The sequence below is a fragment of the Virgibacillus kimchii genome (assembly GCF_055379185.1).
Genome location: NZ_AP043951.1, coordinates 2,644,970 through 2,661,530, shown reverse-complemented (window position 1 = coordinate 2,661,530; position 16,561 = coordinate 2,644,970). Strand labels below are relative to the sequence as shown.

At 40.1% G+C, this 16,561-nt stretch carries 11 protein-coding genes, 6 pseudogenes and 1 riboswitch; of the genes and pseudogenes, 9 read left to right on the top strand and 8 right to left on the bottom strand.

All coding sequences use genetic code 11. The features are described 5' to 3' along the window. Positions 1-100 precede the first annotated feature (100 nt). Entirely contained in the window at positions 101-1,759 is a 1,659-nt protein-coding gene (locus ACZ42C_RS12770; RefSeq protein WP_461182496.1) for an FAD-binding dehydrogenase, read from the top strand. Between the two features lie 234 nt (positions 1,760-1,993). On the opposite strand, the gene ACZ42C_RS12765 is transcribed toward ACZ42C_RS12770, so the two are convergent. Beyond that, a complete protein-coding gene (locus ACZ42C_RS12765; RefSeq protein ID WP_461182497.1) occupies positions 1,994-2,134 on the bottom strand; it encodes a hypothetical protein in 141 nt (46 codons plus the stop codon). A gap of 171 nt (positions 2,135-2,305) precedes the next feature. On the opposite strand from ACZ42C_RS12765, the gene ACZ42C_RS12760 reads away from it, so the two are divergent. Both ACZ42C_RS12760 and ACZ42C_RS12755 read left to right on the top strand, forming a co-directional pair. Beyond that, positions 2,306-2,773: an ASCH domain-containing protein gene (locus tag ACZ42C_RS12760; protein ID WP_461182498.1), complete on the top strand. Its 468-nt coding sequence runs from the start codon at positions 2,306-2,308 to the stop codon at positions 2,771-2,773. A 53-nt stretch (positions 2,774-2,826) separates the two neighbouring features. Further along, entirely contained in the window at positions 2,827-3,339 is a 513-nt protein-coding gene (locus ACZ42C_RS12755; RefSeq protein WP_461182499.1) for a GNAT family N-acetyltransferase, read from the top strand. 245 nt (positions 3,340-3,584) lie between these two features. On the opposite strand, the gene ACZ42C_RS12750 is transcribed toward ACZ42C_RS12755, so the two are convergent. The 5 genes and pseudogenes from ACZ42C_RS12750 to ACZ42C_RS12730 form a co-directional block, all read right to left on the bottom strand. Beyond that, positions 3,585-4,808, bottom strand: coding sequence for a PcsB-like coiled-coil domain-containing protein (locus ACZ42C_RS12750; RefSeq protein WP_461182500.1), 1,224 nt, complete (start codon positions 4,806-4,808; stop codon positions 3,585-3,587). A gap of 256 nt (positions 4,809-5,064) precedes the next feature. Continuing rightward, a pseudogene (locus tag ACZ42C_RS12745) lies at positions 5,065-5,796 on the bottom strand (uroporphyrinogen decarboxylase/cobalamine-independent methonine synthase family protein); the annotation flags it as partial. Positions 5,797-5,958: 162 nt separating this feature from the next. Continuing rightward, complete coding sequence (locus ACZ42C_RS12740; protein WP_461183821.1) at positions 5,959-7,188, bottom strand: IS4 family transposase; 1,230 nt, start codon at positions 7,186-7,188, stop codon at positions 5,959-5,961. A 155-nt stretch (positions 7,189-7,343) separates the two neighbouring features. After that, positions 7,344-7,724: pseudogene (locus ACZ42C_RS12735) on the bottom strand (5-methyltetrahydropteroyltriglutamate--homocysteine S-methyltransferase); the annotation flags it as partial. Positions 7,725-7,779: 55 nt separating this feature from the next. Beyond that, positions 7,780-8,532 (bottom strand): cyclase family protein, encoded by a 753-nt coding sequence (locus tag ACZ42C_RS12730; RefSeq protein ID WP_461183750.1) that lies wholly within the window; start codon positions 8,530-8,532, stop codon positions 7,780-7,782. 159 nt (positions 8,533-8,691) lie between these two features. After that, a riboswitch (SAM riboswitch) is annotated at positions 8,692-8,793 on the bottom strand. A gap of 864 nt (positions 8,794-9,657) precedes the next feature. Between ACZ42C_RS12730 and ACZ42C_RS12725 the strand changes: the two are divergent. The 4 genes and pseudogenes from ACZ42C_RS12725 to ACZ42C_RS12710 form a co-directional block, all read left to right on the top strand. After that, a pseudogene (locus tag ACZ42C_RS12725) lies at positions 9,658-10,168 on the top strand (DUF3231 family protein). Positions 10,169-10,324: 156 nt separating this feature from the next. Then, positions 10,325-11,376, top strand: a pseudogene (gene desA, locus ACZ42C_RS12720) (Delta(5) desaturase DesA). A 226-nt stretch (positions 11,377-11,602) separates the two neighbouring features. Further along, positions 11,603-12,739, top strand: coding sequence for a sensor histidine kinase (locus ACZ42C_RS12715; RefSeq protein ID WP_461183751.1), 1,137 nt, complete (start codon positions 11,603-11,605; stop codon positions 12,737-12,739). After that, a pseudogene (locus ACZ42C_RS12710) lies at positions 12,736-12,918 on the top strand (response regulator); the annotation flags it as partial. The gene ACZ42C_RS12715 and the pseudogene ACZ42C_RS12710, both read left to right, overlap by 4 nt. Positions 12,919-12,967: 49 nt before the next feature. Here the strand turns inward: ACZ42C_RS12710 and tnpA are convergent. Further along, positions 12,968-13,366 (bottom strand): IS200/IS605 family transposase, encoded by a 399-nt coding sequence (gene tnpA / locus ACZ42C_RS12705; protein ID WP_461183752.1) that lies wholly within the window; start codon positions 13,364-13,366, stop codon positions 12,968-12,970. A 94-nt stretch (positions 13,367-13,460) separates the two neighbouring features. On the opposite strand from tnpA, the gene ACZ42C_RS12700 reads away from it, so the two are divergent. Both ACZ42C_RS12700 and ACZ42C_RS12695 read left to right on the top strand, forming a co-directional pair. Continuing rightward, on the top strand, positions 13,461-14,801 hold the full coding sequence (locus ACZ42C_RS12700) for an RNA-guided endonuclease TnpB family protein (protein ID WP_464891270.1): 1,341 nt from the start codon (positions 13,461-13,463) through the stop codon (positions 14,799-14,801). 81 nt (positions 14,802-14,882) lie between these two features. Next, a pseudogene (locus ACZ42C_RS12695) lies at positions 14,883-15,323 on the top strand (response regulator transcription factor); the annotation flags it as partial. Between the two features lie 115 nt (positions 15,324-15,438). Here the strand turns inward: ACZ42C_RS12695 and ACZ42C_RS12690 are convergent. Next, the gene (locus tag ACZ42C_RS12690) at positions 15,439-16,116 is read right to left on the bottom strand and encodes an adenine nucleotide alpha hydrolase family protein (RefSeq protein WP_461180798.1); all 678 of its coding nucleotides are present in this window, start codon (positions 16,114-16,116) and stop codon (positions 15,439-15,441) included. Between the last annotated feature and the right edge of the window lie 445 nt (positions 16,117-16,561).

The window sequence follows — 16,561 nt, the reverse complement described above, 5'->3', positions numbered from 1 at the left end:
AGTATAGTCTATTTTAAACTAAAAGAAAATGCTTCATGCAGGAAAAACACCCATCTCCCGAGAATAATTACATAAAGATATTTTATAGGGGGAAAATTAAGTGAAATATGACGTAATCGTAGTAGGAGCAGGTCTTGCCGGTTTAACAGCAACGGCTGAGATAGCGGATCAGGGGAAGAAGGTACTGCTTTTGGACCAGGAGCCTGAAAGTTCATTTGGCGGACAGGCCTGGTGGTCGTTTGGTGGCCTGTTTCTGGTGGATTCGCCGGAACAGCGGATGATGGGAGTGAAGGATTCCAAAGATCTTGCCTGGCAGGATTGGATGGGAACGGCTGGTTTTGACCGGGATGACGATGAGGATTACTGGGCCAAAAAGTGGGCAGAAGCTTATATTGATTTTGCAGCCGGTGAAAAGCGGGCATGGCTGCATGATATGGGTGTGCGTATTTTCCCGGTTGTTGGCTGGGCGGAGCGGGGAGGGTACCTTGCTGAAGGGCACGGTAATTCTGTGCCGAGATTCCATATTACATGGGGGACAGGGCCGGGACTTGTGGAACCGTTTGAAAGGCGTGTGCTGGAACATATGGAAAACGGACTTGTAAAATACCTTCCGCGTCACCGGGTAGATCAACTCATTACAACAAATGGAGCTATCACCGGAGCTGCTGGCTCTATACTTGAAGAGAGTCTGGCCAGGCGTGGGGAGGACAGCTCACGTAAAGTCGTGGACAGTTTTGAATATGAAGCAGAAGCTGTACTTGTTTCCAGTGGCGGAATCGGTGCCAACTTTGAATTGATCAAAAACAATTGGCCGGAGCGGCTTGGAAAACCCCCGGAGAAAATGATTTCCGGTGTACCTGCACATGTAGATGGGAGGATGCTCGCCATCACGGAGGAAGCTGGTGGCCGAATCGTGAACCGGGACCGGATGTGGCATTATACAGAAGGGATTAAGAATTGGCACCCGGTTTGGAATAAGCATGGCATCCGAATTCTTCCGGGTCCATCATCCGTCTGGCTGGATGCGACTGGAAAACGATTCCCGGCACCGAACTTCCCGGGATTTGACACCCTGGGTACCCTGAAAGCCATTCAAGATACAGGTTACGACTATTCCTGGTTTATTTTGACTCAAAAAATTATCGAGCGGGAATTTGCTTTATCGGGATCGGAACAGAATCCTGATTTAACGGGAAGAAGCATGAAGAAACTGCTTGGCAGACTTTGGCCGGGGGCGCCGGGTCCGGTGCAGGCTTTCCTTGATAAAGGAGAGGACTTTGTTACAGCTGATAATATTGATAATCTTGTCATCGAGATGAATAAATTAACCGGAAAAAGACTGTTGAACCGGGAAGAAGTGGAAAGGCAGATTCAGGCAAGAGACAGGGAAATAGATAACGCATTTACGAAGGATTTGCAGGTAACCGCAATGCACGGGGCGCGTAAATATTTAGGGGATAAATTGATTCGTGTAGCTTCCCCGCACAAGCTGCTTGACCGGAAAAACGGTCCATTGATTGCGGTGCGCTTGAACATCCTCAGCAGGAAAACATTGGGCGGCTTACAGACGGATTTGTCCGGCCGGGTGTTGGAGGATTCCGGTGAGGCCATCCCGGGTCTGTATGCAGCAGGAGAAGTTGCAGGATTTGGCGGTGGCGGAATGCATGGTTACCGATCGTTGGAAGGGACGTTTGTGGGCGGTTGTCTTTTTACGGGAAGGGAGGCAGGAAGAGCTATTGCTGAAGAGTTGAGTAGGTAGATTTCTTTATAAAAACACAGAAAATAAAGCCATATCCAAATTAACGAGGGTATGGCTTTATTATTTGTCTGTTTTTAGCACCAAATTAAGTGTATACACTGAAATTCCCAACGTAATAAGTGAAATGATTAATGCAGTCCATGCCATAACAATACCTCTTTTCTTGTTTATTTTGCATATTCATTATATAATAAGAGTAGGATATGGAGGAGAGGAAATTAATCCTCTCCTGGGTTAATGTTTGGACTTTCTTCTGTTGCTACCAGAATGAAAGTCCTTTTCCTTTTTACGCTTCGATAAAATGACCACTGTTATGTTAATAACAGCTATTGCCAAGTTTATCGCTGTCGTAATCAGGGCCAAAACCTCTACCACATCTACTCACCCCCTTTCTTTTAGGGGGATAAATCTATTATATCATGATTTTTCTAAAAAGTATAAATGTAGCCTTGAAAGAAAATATTCTGTATTGAAAAGTGAGGAAGAATTAGGGTCTTACATGTTAAAATACTAAAATCATATCTTAACAAGAAAGCTGGAGGAAATATGGAAGATAAAACAGTCATTCAACTATGGGAGAAATATAGAAAAATAAACCCAAACGCACCGGAAGATTATGAAGCGTGGGCATTTGGCGATTCCAAAGAAATGGCAGATGAACTTGCGACCTTAGTGCTGGAAGGAAAGAAAACCGCAACAGCTTCCAATTACATATTATATGAATTGGAAAATGAGGCGTTGCCGTATGCCGGTCTCCATAATATTATTCTCGATGGGGAGGGTAAAGCGGTTGCTATCGTGGAAACGACGTCTGTGGAAGTTGTACCTTTCGATGAAGTCACAGAAGAACATGCCTATCTGGAAGGGGAAGGCGATCGTTCGTTATCATATTGGCGGGATGTACATGAAACTTTTTTCAAGAAAGAGTTGGATGCTGTTCAACGGGAATTTCATGATAAAATACCGGTGGTATGTGAAAAATTTAAAGTCGTTTTTAAAAATGAGAGAATGTAAGTTTCTTTTATAATCTAGTAGCAGCACATTTTTATGAATCTGGAGGAAACAAAATGTCTGACCAATTGGTATTAAAAGCAATGGAAAAAGAAGATCTGGAATTTATCCACGGTCTCATGAATAATCCGGATATTATGTCTTTTTGGTTTGATGAGCCGTATCAGACAAAAGCAGATTTGGAAGAAAAATATATGAAGAATAAGGACAACGATCATATACGTTTCTTCATATTAAAGAAGAATGAGAAGCAGCTGGGTTTTGTGGCGCTTTATTCTATCGAACCTACTCACCGTAAAGCAGAATTCGCTATCATGATTGATCCGGATCATCAGGGCTTTGGCTACTCGGGAAAGGCGACGCAACTTGCCATGGATTATGCGTTTAACATATTAAATCTCCATAAACTGTACCTGATCGTAGATGAGACGAATGAAAAAGCCATTCATGTATATAAACAAGCAGGCTTTCAAACCGAAGCTGTATTAAAAGAAGAATATTTTATCAAGGGCAGTTATCATGATGTCGTGTATATGAGTGTTTTCCAGCAAGATTATTTACAGGGATAGTATAAATTCATAGTATACGAGTCTGGCGCATAACAAAAAAGTCTTTTAAAAAGCCGAACAATGCACCACATTAGCTCCGGCAATATACGTAGACTCCTGCGGGAGAAAGGCATCGGTGAGGCCCCACAGTGCGACAGCACGAGGAGGCTCACCAGCCGCCCGCGGAAAGCGTAGTATATTGCCGGAGCAGGTTATTTGCGTTTAAGTTCGGCTTTTCCTTTGAATATTATGCTATTGTCCCAGCCTCACTCCACAATTGTAATTTCTACTGTACGCACACCCCAGTTTGCGGCTGCTTGTTGATCTGGTACAAAGACGTCAATTTTATTTCCTTTAATGGCACCGCCTATATCTCCGGCAATGGCATGTCCATAACCTTCGACATCTACCACACTGCCCAGTGGGATGACGCTTGGATCTACGGCGATGACTTTTGCATCAGGATTATTGTTTAAGTCAATACCAGTGTGAGTGATGCCAGTACAGCCTACACAGTTTGCAGTATAAGCTGTTGCTGTTACGGAAAATGTGTTATTGTCGCTGTTCTCCTGCTTCTCTTTTTCAACTGGTTCTTCTTTTTCCATTGTAGTTATTTGCGTATCTTTCTTAGATTCATTATCTTTTGTTTCCTTTGGTTGTGTTGTCGCTTCAGAAGCTACTTGTGTCACAGCTGATTCGGCATCCCTTTGTTCTTTTTCCGCTGCTATTTCAGCCTGCCTCTCTTCTTCAGCTATACGCTCCTTCACTTCATCTTCCAGGGAAGCAAGTTCAGTGGATTCTATTTCCAACTCATTTGTTAAATCCTCTAATTCCTGTTTCTTATTTTCCATTGCATCCTTTTGCTGCTCACTATTCGCTAATTGTTGATTAATGAGTGATTTCATTTCTTCCTGTTCTTCTTTTAAAGCATTTAAATCATCCAGTTTATCAAGAACGAGCATTTGCTTTTCCGTTTTCTTCTGGTTATCTATTTTCTGTTGTTCCAATAATGCAGCATCTGAATTCGTGATCTTGTTTACAGCAGAAGCTCTATTAATAAAGTCACTGAAGCTATTTGCTCCAAATATTACTTCCAGATAGGTAATCGCACCACCGGATTTTTGAATGGAGGACATACGTGTCTTTAATATTTCATTTCTTTCTTCCATGTTTTTATCTAATTCTTCCAATTCCTCATCCAGCATGGAAATTTCATCAAGTGTATTCTCGATCTCATCCTCAGTTTCGTTTACCTGTTCCTGATGAGCAATTCGTTCTGCATCTATAGTGTCAATTTCTGTCTTTAAAGTTTCCAGTTCCGCTATGATAGCTGCAATTTCACTTTCCGCTTCAGTTAAATCTTCATTGATTTCTTTACGTTGATCACGAACATCCTTTAACTCTTCCGTTGTATCTGCCTTGGTTGGGATACTGAAAGATGAAGCCGCCAAAATAAAAATTACTGGTACTATTGCAAGGACTTTTCTCATTTACTTCCCTACTTCCTCTTCACACCGTTTAATTAAATATGTATTTCCTCTAGGTGAAGTATAACACTTGGAAATGTCGATAAGATGATAGGCATGTTACAATCGTGTTTCAAACGAGATCATTTGTTCTGGTTACCTTATTATTAAAACTACCGGTTCTAATAAAGGTTTTAGGGAAGATGTGATTAGATATTTGTAATAGAAAGTAAAAATAAATAAAAAAAGCGAACAGCTATAAAACTGTTCGCTACAAATTCTAGCCCCAGATCTCCTTCGAAATGTCCACGATATACTTTAATTTTGCCCATTGCTCCTCTTCGGTCAAAATATTACCGTGGTGCGTAGAAGCAAAACCGCACTGTGGACTGATGCATAATTGTTCCAAGGGCACATATTTTGTTGCTTCCTCCACACGTGCCTTTATGTTTTCCTTGTCTTCCAGCTCACCGTGTTTAGAAGTAAAAACGCCTAATACAACCCTGGGCCCGTCATTTGGAATGTATTCCAATGGCTTGAAATCACCGGAACGGTCATCATCATATTCCAGGAAGAACCCATCAACTTTTTCTTTGGCAAACAATGTTGGAGCGATCTTGGCATAACTCCCTTCAAATGCCCAGTTGGAGCGGTAGTTTCCACGGCAGAGGTGGGTAGTTACAGTAAGATCTTCCGGTTTATCCTCCAGTACACCATTGGCTACACGTAATGCCAAGTCGATTAATTCTTCCCGCGAGTAGCCACTGTCATTGAATGGGATTTCCGGGGCATTCAGGCCGGCAATATACACATCATCCAGCTGCAGGTAGCGGCATCCTGCATCATAAAAGGCCTTTAGTGCATCACGGTATGCCTGAATAATATCATTGGCATATTCTTCAATATCAGGATAAATATCAAGATTGCGGATCCCGGCATTAAATAGCTGATTTGGACTCGGAATAGTTTGTTTTGCAATGGCACGATCCCCAACAATTTCTTTGAATTGGATCACTAGCGTTGCATTAAAAAGTAAAAACAATGTCAATCAATAAATCTGGTAGCTTCAGTTATTTAGTTCAATTTTCTGATAAATACCTAGTTTTATTCGAGAAAAAAAGTTAATATGCTTTAAAGGTAGCCCTTCATCCATTTTTAGAATTTTATATATTTATTAGTTAACTGGATCGTAGCTTAGATCATCTAAGTGCAAAACCTCCTCTGATTCGTATTGTGCCAAGGTTTCATTAAAAACCTTTTCGTGGTCCAGCCTTCGTCGTCCATTGGATGATCGTTCTGGTTTCCTGAATAATTCGGAAATAAAAAATGTCATGGATTGTGACCAGAAATCACGGGTCCAACGCAACATTTCGACTAAAGTTCCTTCATAGCCCAACTTGTTTTTCATTAACAGGGTTAGGCAGAAAGTAATCATAGCTATTAGTATTTGATTGTATACAGCGTTTTCACTCTTTCCATACAGTTTTTTGATAACCAGATGTTGCTTTATCCATTTGAAAAACAATTCAATTTGCCAGCGATGCCGGTAAATATCACTGATTTCCTGTGCACCGACGGTTGCATCGTTACACACAATTCGGATCTGGTTCCCTTCGCTGTCTACAGTTTCTATTAACTGCAGCGGATTCTTCATGTTTCCAATCTTCACGATCGCATGCCTGGAGATTGAAGAATCCTCATCTACCGGCAATTCCTCGATGACATTTACAACAGTATTCGATTTAATTCTTGTGGCAAACCGGATACCTTTTTCACAATAATAATCAAACTTAGCAAAGTTGAAATAACCTCGATCGAAGACATGAAGGACCCCTTTATCCGGCACAATTAATGAATCCAACTGAGTTTCATCAGCAGGTCTTGCAGGGGTAAGTATCATATCATTTGGATAAGAGATATCATCACAAAAGACGATGGAAGTATGCATCTTCACTCCCGCTTTTGTCTCCCGAAAATCTGCCCATTCATATTGGCTGAGACACATGGAAATGGTCGATGAATCAATCAGATGAAGCTTTCCAAGTGATTTGTCTGTCATTGTTGGGCCAAGTATTTGGTGCAGCTTTTGAATTAAATGATGCAGGATCGCCTGAAAAATCTCGGGTGGAATATCTCCATTTTTTCGAGAGAGTTGTGATTTACTAATGCTCTCTATACCAACAAGTCTTTGCACCGTTTTCTTTCGTTTAATCGTATCACTTATCCGCTTCAGACTATCTAAGTTTTTTAACTGGGCATAGATAAAAGCATTCGTAAACGTAAGTACATCAAGCTTTTTGACGTATTTGTCAACTTCGGCATGATCAATCATTTTTTGTATTACCTTTGAATCTAATGGATGAATGTATTCCTTGAATACAGTTTTTATGGTATTATTGTCCATGGTTTCTCCTTATAGTTAGGGATTTGGACAGGACTACCATACCCTAATTATAAGGTTTTTTTAATGGATTTTAAAGTGAAAAGATCTAATATTACCAACTTTCAAATAAAATATTTTACTTGATTTTTTAATATTATTTTCCTGCAACGCTAGTGGAATTGGATAAAGTCTTTCACATGTGGATGGTCCGGGTTAAAAGAAATTCTTCCATTCACACGTACATCATATCTCTCAGTTTCCTCTCCGTTAAATTGAAATCCTTGCTCCGGTACGTAACCCTCTACACCGTTTAAATGTTCCAGGAAATCCGTGTGCCAAAATCTGCGCCGGATTTCCCCATCTGTTACAGCCTCGAGTCCGACTTCAATTTGTTTATTTATGATCTTTTTTATTTCTTCTGTTTCAATTTCGCGGAGTTTTTCCGCAGAAATGCTGCCTTTCTGATAATCCTTTCTAGCCTGGTGAATTCTTCCCGGTCTTAATAAACTGCCTACATGGTCTGCTCTGAATGGAGCTTTTACTATTGTTTTTGTCATATTATTTTTCTCTCCCTGATCTTATTTTTTTTAAGCATCCTATCAATATAAATGCTTATGGCAAAATAGCAAAAGAACGCACCGGAAATCCTGTTGCTTTTTCCGGTTTTGGGCTAATGTTAAAGATTACCTCGCCTTTTGCTGGAAGCTGATCCAGGTTAGTCAGTAATTCAACCTGGAATGTATCCTGTTCCAGGACATAGTATTCACCGATGAGTGATCCATTCTTACGTAAATCAACAGCTGCATCCGTATCAAAGGTTTCATGTCCAACCGCATTGATGTTCCTTTCCTCAAATAGAAATTTCAATGCATCTATTCCCCAGCCGGGCGTGTGACTGTTTCCTTCTTTGTCATTATTTTCAAATGCTTTTTTGTCCGGCCAGCGTTTATGCCAATCTGTCCGTAATGCCACAAAAGTTCCTGCTTCTATTTGTCCATGCTCTTTTTCAAATTCCAAAATGTCATTCTTCGTTAGAATAAAATCATTATTTTCTGCTGCTTCTTTCGATTTGTCAATTACGACAAGCGGGAGAACAACTTCCTTTAAGTTCAGTTCTTCCAGAAACCGTTGATCACGAACAAAATGGATCGGCGCATCAATATGTGTGCCATACTGCCCTGGAAAGTTAAACCGCTGTGCAAAAAAACCGTCATCATGCGTAAAAAGCGTATTGAATTCTGCATCTTCAAAAGCCGGGAAATGTGGGGAATCCGGCCCGAATGTATGTGTAAGATCAACCCATTCTTTCTCTTTCAATAATTCAATTGCCTTCCATAATTCGTTTTCTGTTTTTACCGTTGTCATAAAGATCACCTCATCAATGTATTTTAAGAGGGCCGCAAGCTCAGTAAAAGAAATCATCCCTTTCCTTCTGCAGTCAGGAAAGAGCGAAGAACATAAAAAACCCTCTTCTTTTGCCATAGACAAGAAGAGGGTTGAATACACAAATTAAGGTATCTTCTCTTCTTATCTTCTAGCATAAAGCTACTGGAATTGGCACAGTACTCGTGAAAGTCCGTTGCCGAGGCTTCAAAGGGCCAGTCCCTCCACCTCTCTGGATAAGAATTGTACTCCGGAGTATTAAGTTATTGAATACTATCATATACTTTGGAAAATTAATTGTCAACGGAAATTTTCCAAACCTTACATTCCAAAAGTTTTTTCATGAGATTATGTAACAATCTACTGTAAGTATAAGGTTATTATTCTATAACGGTTAAAATTCCGATATAAGTTGATTTGTGTTCAAACAATTATTCACGTTATTCCCCCAACTAAACGAATAACATGGTGAAATATAATTAGCAACTACATAGGTATTGTGGCGGTTGGTCATCGTTCCTTGTCCCTTAAGCCACGTGATAGCTTAGGGAAGGGGGGTAGGATGACGACATATGAAGTGCTTAGTTGCACTTATGCAGATAAGGAAGGTAATACTTCATTATCTGTAAAAGAAGTAACCGCTCCCTCACCAGGCCAGCGATTACTTCTTTTAGTTAGATAACATGTTTTAACGGCCAGCTGCACTTAATGCAGTTTGTAGTTGCCTAGAACCGGGTAGTTCACGCTACTCGTTTCCTTACTCTAAGTATATTATAAAATTAATTTCATTATTTTCATCACGGTGGAAAGTACGATGAATGGTGGTTTTAAGAAAGTTTAGTACAAGGTTGGCGTGTTGCTCGGAAGACTATTAAGCGAACTGTGGGGAATTAGACCGTTATACATTTTGTTTGGAACGATTATTTGTACAGTATCTTTATTGGGATTGGTACTCCCATACTTCAGATTTATCGATGCGCCAGCTGAAAGAACAATGACATCCTAATCACGAAATAATTATGTATAATAAGCCTGCCAAGGAGGAAGTATAAACCTGTGATAAGCAGAAAGGTGACACAAAATATGAATTTGATTAGGAGGTTTACCATGGGAATTTTAAGTGGAAACCCAACAGATGAACCAATGCATTATGGTGGTATACAGTATCTGGTCATCTTTATTGACAACAGAGGCAGCTATTGCGGGCCACCAGACGTTATATAACCACGCTGGTGACGAGGACCTGAAGAGATTGATACAAGAAACAATCCAGCAGTACAGGCAGCATGTTAATGAAATCAAAACGCTGCTGCAGGAAAATGGTGTGGGCTTGCCTCCAACACCACCCGAGCGTCCGCAAGCCAAATTGGAAGATATTCCTGATGGTGCACGTTTTATGGATCAGGAAATTGCTGCAACCATATCTGCTGAAATAGCAGCGGGGTTGGTCGCATGCAGTACAATAATGGGGCAGTCCATTCGCGAAGATGTAGGAATGATGTTTGGTCAATTTCATACGCAAAAGGCTGCATTAGGAACAAAGTTTCTTCAGCTTAACAAGGAAAAAGGATGGATGATACCGCCTCCGCTTCATCATCATAAAACCGAAGAGAGTTAAGGCAGCGAGAGCGGACTTTAGGGTCTGCTCTTTTATTTTCATTAGCATACAACCCATGACATTTGTCATATACCTCCCTTGACATTTATGTCTTCCAACCCTCTTGATTTTCGCCTAATATAGATTCCAAAGAGAAAGTCTTATTAGGAGGAAAACATGAGTAGAAAAAAACAAGCACAATTGAGAAAAAGTGTAGCGGCATTTGCAAATGCGACAGGAAAGCAAGTATTATTCAGTTGATCAATACGATACTTCCATTCTTTTTGCTCTGGTTCCTTGCATACCAGAGTTTATCCGTATCCATCTGGCTTACACTTGCACTTTCTGTTGTTGCATCAGGGTTTGTTATTCGGATATTTATTATTTTTCATGATTGTACACATGGCTCTTTTTTCAAAAGCAGCAAAGCAAATCGGCTGGTCGGGACAATTACCGGTATTATCACATTGTTCGCTTTTGAAAAATGGAAACGGGATCATGCGATTCATCATGCGACAAGCAGTAACCTGGACAAGCGGGGTACAGGCGATGTATGGGTAATGACAGTGGAAGAATATGCTGCTGCATCGTTTTGGGGCAAATTGGCTTACCGGCTCTACCGTAACCCAATCATTATGTTTGGCTTAGGTCCACTCTACCTTTTCCTGTTATCCAATCGTTTTAACAGGAAGGGTGCAAGACGAAAGGAACGGATGAATACGTATTTAATTAATGTTTCCATTGCCGGCATCTATACACTGTTAATTTTGGCAGTCGGCTGGCAGGCATTTTTGATTATCCAGCTTCCCATTTTATTCATATCAGGTTCACTGGGCATTTGGTTATTTTACGTACAGCATCAATTTGAGGATTCCTACTTTGAAAATGAGGAGGAGTGGGACTTTGTAAAAGCGGCTGTAGATGGCAGTTCTTATTACAAGCTCCCGAAAGTGTTGCAATGGATCACGGGAAATATCGGCTACCATCATGTCCACCACTTGAGTCCAAGAGTACCAAACTATAACCTGGAGAATGCACATGAATCCACACCGCCATTAAAGAAAGCAACGACGATTACATTGGCATCCAGTTTAAAATCAATCCGCTTCCGACTTTATGATGAGGCGAGCAGGTCGTTTGTCACTTTCGGAGAAGTCAAAACACTGTTGAACAATAGAAAACCAAACATCCAAATAACTCCCGGGAGGTCAGGCCTGCCGGAGAAATAAACCTGCTTACTGACCTTTCCTGGAAAACCCTTCAATGGTAAATTGAAGGGTTTTTTTAATGACAATTAAAGCTTTAGTATAGGACGGTGTAAACTTATGCGACTGCAAAATACTCCCTTCCTCGTGGAGGGATTTTTGTTATGATAACTTCCGGACTGCAGAAACATGAGATATTAGCCGGATTTAAATATGTTATACTAAGTTAAATAAAAAAGGGGAGCACATAATGCGAAACTGGTATCATATTTTCCCGGAAAATACAGGGCTCAGCGCATTTACATGGATTGTGTTCTGTCTTCTTCCATTCTATTTTATATTCAGATCTTCTTCTCTTACAGAAGTGATTATCGGTATTATACTCATTGTTTTATTTTTCGCTGCCTTTCGGCTGGCTTTTATTAAACAAGGATGGACGGTTTATGTGTCGGTTGGAGTGGAAATGGCGATAAGTATATGGATGACGCTGAATTTTGGCTATGTTTATTTTTCGCTCTTCCTGGCCTTTTTTATCGGGAATATACAAAATAAAGCCGGGTTTATTACATTATATGTTGTACATCTCGTAACGACGATTTCTGCTGTAGCCATTGGTTTCTTTATACAGAATCAAATATTTTTGACACAGCTTCCCTTTATCATTATAAGCATTATTGGTGTGATTCTTCTGCCGTTTAATATGTATAATCGCAATAAACAGGAGAAACTGGAAAACCAATTGGAAGTGGCTAACAAAAAAATATCTGAATTAATCGTGATGGAAGAACGTCAGCGGATAGCCAGGGACCTGCATGATACATTGGGTCAAAAGCTCTCCTTAATTGGTTTGAAAAGTGATTTAGCCAAAAGGCTGATTCCATTGGATGCAGCAACAGCAAAATCGGAAGTGGAGGATATTCACCAAACAGCAAGAACAGCGCTGAAAGAAGTGCGGGAGCTGGTTTCTGATATGAAGAGCATCAGGCTGAAGGATGAAATTATTCATGTAAGGCAAATGCTGAATGCTGCACAAATTAAACTTAAAATAGAAGGAACCCCTGATATTAGAAACACTCCGTTATTAGTTGAAAATGTACTAAGTCTTTGTATGAAAGAAGCGATAACAAATGTGGTGAAACACAGTCAGGCTACGACTTGTCATATTTCCATCATGCAGTCCCCCAGTGAGCTGCAGATCCAAGTGAAAGATAACGGGATAGGTCTTTCTGGTAAAACGAACTCCAATCAGGGGAACGGACTGGCAGGCATGAGAGAAAGGCTTGAATTTGTGAATGGAAACCTGGAAATAACTGATTTGAATGGCACGACAATGAAAATCAGCGTGCCGCATGTTATCCAGCAAAGCGAAAAGGAGTGGCTATTGTGATCCGTATTGTGCTGGCCGAAGATCAGGGAATGCTGCTTGGGGCGCTGGGTTCTCTCCTTCATCTGGAAGCGGATATGGAAGTTGTCGGCAAAGCAAAAGATGGGGAAGAAGCATTAAAGCTGGTGAAAAATTATCAGCCGGATATTTGTATTATGGATATTGAACAAAAGTTAGCGACGCATTCCCCTTCAAAATCTATGATTTAGTGGGGGTTAGTCGCTAAGGTCTTCATTCTCCTTGCTGCTCAATATATCTTTTTATTACGTCAATAGTTGCCCCTCCGGTCGACAACACCATATAACTCCTGCTCCAAAAAACTTGCTTCCAATAATAGTTTTTTAAGTGGTCTGCAAATTCTTTACGAATGTATCTGGACGTGACTGTTTTGTAACTATTTATTGTGTTCGCCAGATTTATTTGCGGCGGAGCATCGAATAAAATATGAATATGATCTGTCTCCCCATTTATTTCTATAATCTCACAATCCCATCTGTCAAATAAATCTGCGGATATTACTTTCAACCTGCCCATCATATCTTCATTGATACATTTATGTCTATATTTAGTAACTACAACCAAATGATATGTCAACTTATAATAAGCATGTCTATTTCTTTTATATTCCATATTAAATAACTCCTCATTTCTATTTACAACTAAAATAATTTAAGTATAATATAAGTATATCAAATAAAAAGAAAATTTAGAAGGACGGAAAACGATGAAAGTTGCGAAAACACTTCGCCATAAAATAACGAATCATACACGCATTTTCGATGATACATTGGCTGTGTATAACCGGGCAATTGCTTTTATCATGGAAGTTATTCATAAAGAATTTTCCGATCTGGATGATTATAGCTCATCTTCCATTGTTCCTGCTGTCGAAAAACTGATCCACACAACAAAATCCAACCCGCTGCCTAAATACCCCGAATTCAATGCACAGTTTTATAAATTTCCTTCCTATTTCAGAAGAGCAGCGATTGCAACTTCTTTTGGTAAAGTAAAAAGTTACCGATCAAATTTCACAAAATGGCAAGAAGAACAATATATTGCCTTATCAAAAGGAAAAAAGTTCAACAAAAAACCGCCGCGCTTCCAACTCGAACACAAGGAATTTCCGGTATTTTATCGGGGGAATATGTTTAAAAGAATAGATGAAACCACTGCACAAATAAAGATTTTCCACCGTAACGATTGGGTATGGATCAACATAGCGTTCAAAGAACAGGATTTATATAAACGTGATGTTTGGGAGTGGAAGGAGTGCAATCCAAAGCTTGTTAGGGTGGGTAAAAAATACTTTTTACATATCAGCTATAAGTCAAAAGTAAAACTGTCAAAAACAAAGATAAAAGAACAAAAAATCTGTGCTGTAGATTTGGGAATAACGAACTCTGCGGTTTGTTCCATCATGGATGCAAATGGCACTGTCCTGGACAGACTATTTATTAATCAGTCCAAAGAAAAAGACCAGTTGTATACCATGACGAACAAACTGAGGAAAGCACAAAGTATTTCCGGCAGGATCCAAGCACCAAATTTTTGGCGAAGAATCAACGGCCTGCAAAAATACATCGTTCATGATACTTCCCGAAAAATTGTCCAACTGGCAAAAGAACATCGTTGTGATGTAATTGTTTTCGAGTTTCTGGATCATATGAAAATGCCAAAGGGTTTTTATGGTGCGAAAAAGCTTCGATTTAAGCTTCGTTACTGGAGAAAGAAAGGGATCCAGAATAAAGTCGAAGAAATGGCGCATTATGCGGGCATGCGAATTTCACGTATTAACGCCGGGAATACAAGTAAACTGGCATTTGATGGTTCCGGGCAAGTAGAGCGGAATGATAAGAAAGACCTTGTCGTGTTTGAGACAGGAAAAGTTTATCATGCTGATTTATCCGCATCTTATAACATTGGTGCCCGATATTTTATTAGAGGCATACAAAAATCCACTTCTGAAAAGAAGTGGTTGGCTCTTCAGGCAAAAGTTCCTGAGCTGTCAAAAAGAACACACCAGACCTTGTCTTCGTTAATTGCCCTTCGTCTGGCTCAGTAGTTTCGTAAAGAACTGCGAAGCGAGACCCAGTGGTTTATTCAAGATAAGGGATGCTCCATCAAAATCTTGGATTTAGGTGGAGAGGTTCACATGCCAATAAAAAGCGGACTTGATGCAGCAGAAGAACTGAAGAATCATCCTTGCAAAGTTATCATCTTAACCACTTTTGCAAGAACGGGTTATTTTGAGAGGGCAAGAAATGCGGCGGTGAGCGGCTATTTGTTAAAAGACAGCCCGAGTGATGAACTAGCGAGCTCCATTCGAATGATCATGAATGGGCGGAGAGTGTATGCCCCGGAATTGGTGGATATGGTTTACAGCAACGAAAACCCATTGACGGAGCGGGAAACGCAAGTGCTTTCATTAATAGCCCAAGGGAAAAACACAAAGGAAATTGCAAAACAACTTTTAATTACATCCGGTACTGTTCGCAATTACGTTTCTGTTATTCTCGAAAAGTTGGAAGTCAGCAACCGTATAGAAGCTGTTTCCCGGTTCAGGGAGAGTGGCTGGTCCGATTGATGAAGCTTCCAATCCCCCGCCTAAAATAAAACGGCTCCAGCCTGCAGAAAGCTGGAGCCGTTTTCTATCAACCTCTCTGGGATAGTGTGGGTACCTCTTTATCATATCTTAAAACCTATTTCAAATTAGGTGGTTGTTCTATTTTCGTGGTAACCTTATCTTCTGTAATATGAACCTGGCAATTTTTTCCTTTGTAAATAAATTTAAAAACACCGTTATTAAAGTCGGTTCCGATGTCCTTGTAAAAGATTCCTTCATAATGGTTGGCGTGGGAACGTGCAAAAGTGAGTTCATATTCCCCGTTTTTATCCTGCTTTAAAAATGCGCGCACGCCTCTTTCGTATTCCGTATCTTCGTCATTGTTTCTGAGATGACGGTCGAAGGAGACAATATGGATATCGATATACGTAAGTGCACGAAGAAGAACATTGACAAATGACCCTTTTGTAATTTCTTCCCATCTGTTTTGCGGGGACTGACCGATAACAACCTGTGTAATATTATGCTTATGTGCAATTTCCTTAATTGCTTTCACTGAGGATTTATTCTCGTTGTCCCTTAAGATGAACTCCTCTGCTTCCAATTCATCAGCCAACTCTTTCCAGCGATCCACATATCTGGATTTTTCCTCATCAAATTCATCATAAGGAAGCTGATCCACTGTTAATATATAAAAAGGGCAATCCAGCATATTTGCCAACTTATGACCGCGTTTGATCAGCCTTTCTCCATTTGGTCCATAATAAACACAAACGAGAATAGCTTCATCCATGCGGCCTCTGATTTTCTTCATGATACACCCACCTCTGTCATACAATAATCTTCCGAAACGTATATATTCTAACGGAAAAAGCATTAGCTTTCAATATAGCATAGACCAAAACATGAAATTTTTCCATACAAATTTAGAAAAACTTGCTTTTCCCCCATTAAAGGCGTTTCCAGCCATATAAATGACTCCGTACCTTCCTTTATTTGCATAAAAGAAAACGTCAAAAGTGCAGTGGCGAATTATTTCCTGTATAATAATCCTTGTGTGAAATTAAAATAGTATATTCCTATATTTGGAAATGCCTTTAACTGACCTTATTCAGCATAACTATTTAATAAAGCAACTAAGCGATAGTCCGCCACTTTCCCAATGAAATGTAAAACGTATGCTTTATAGTGTATTTGTTCATAGCAGATAAAACGGTGAAAACTTTTATCTGTATCAGTACTTGGTTTTTTGGCTGAAG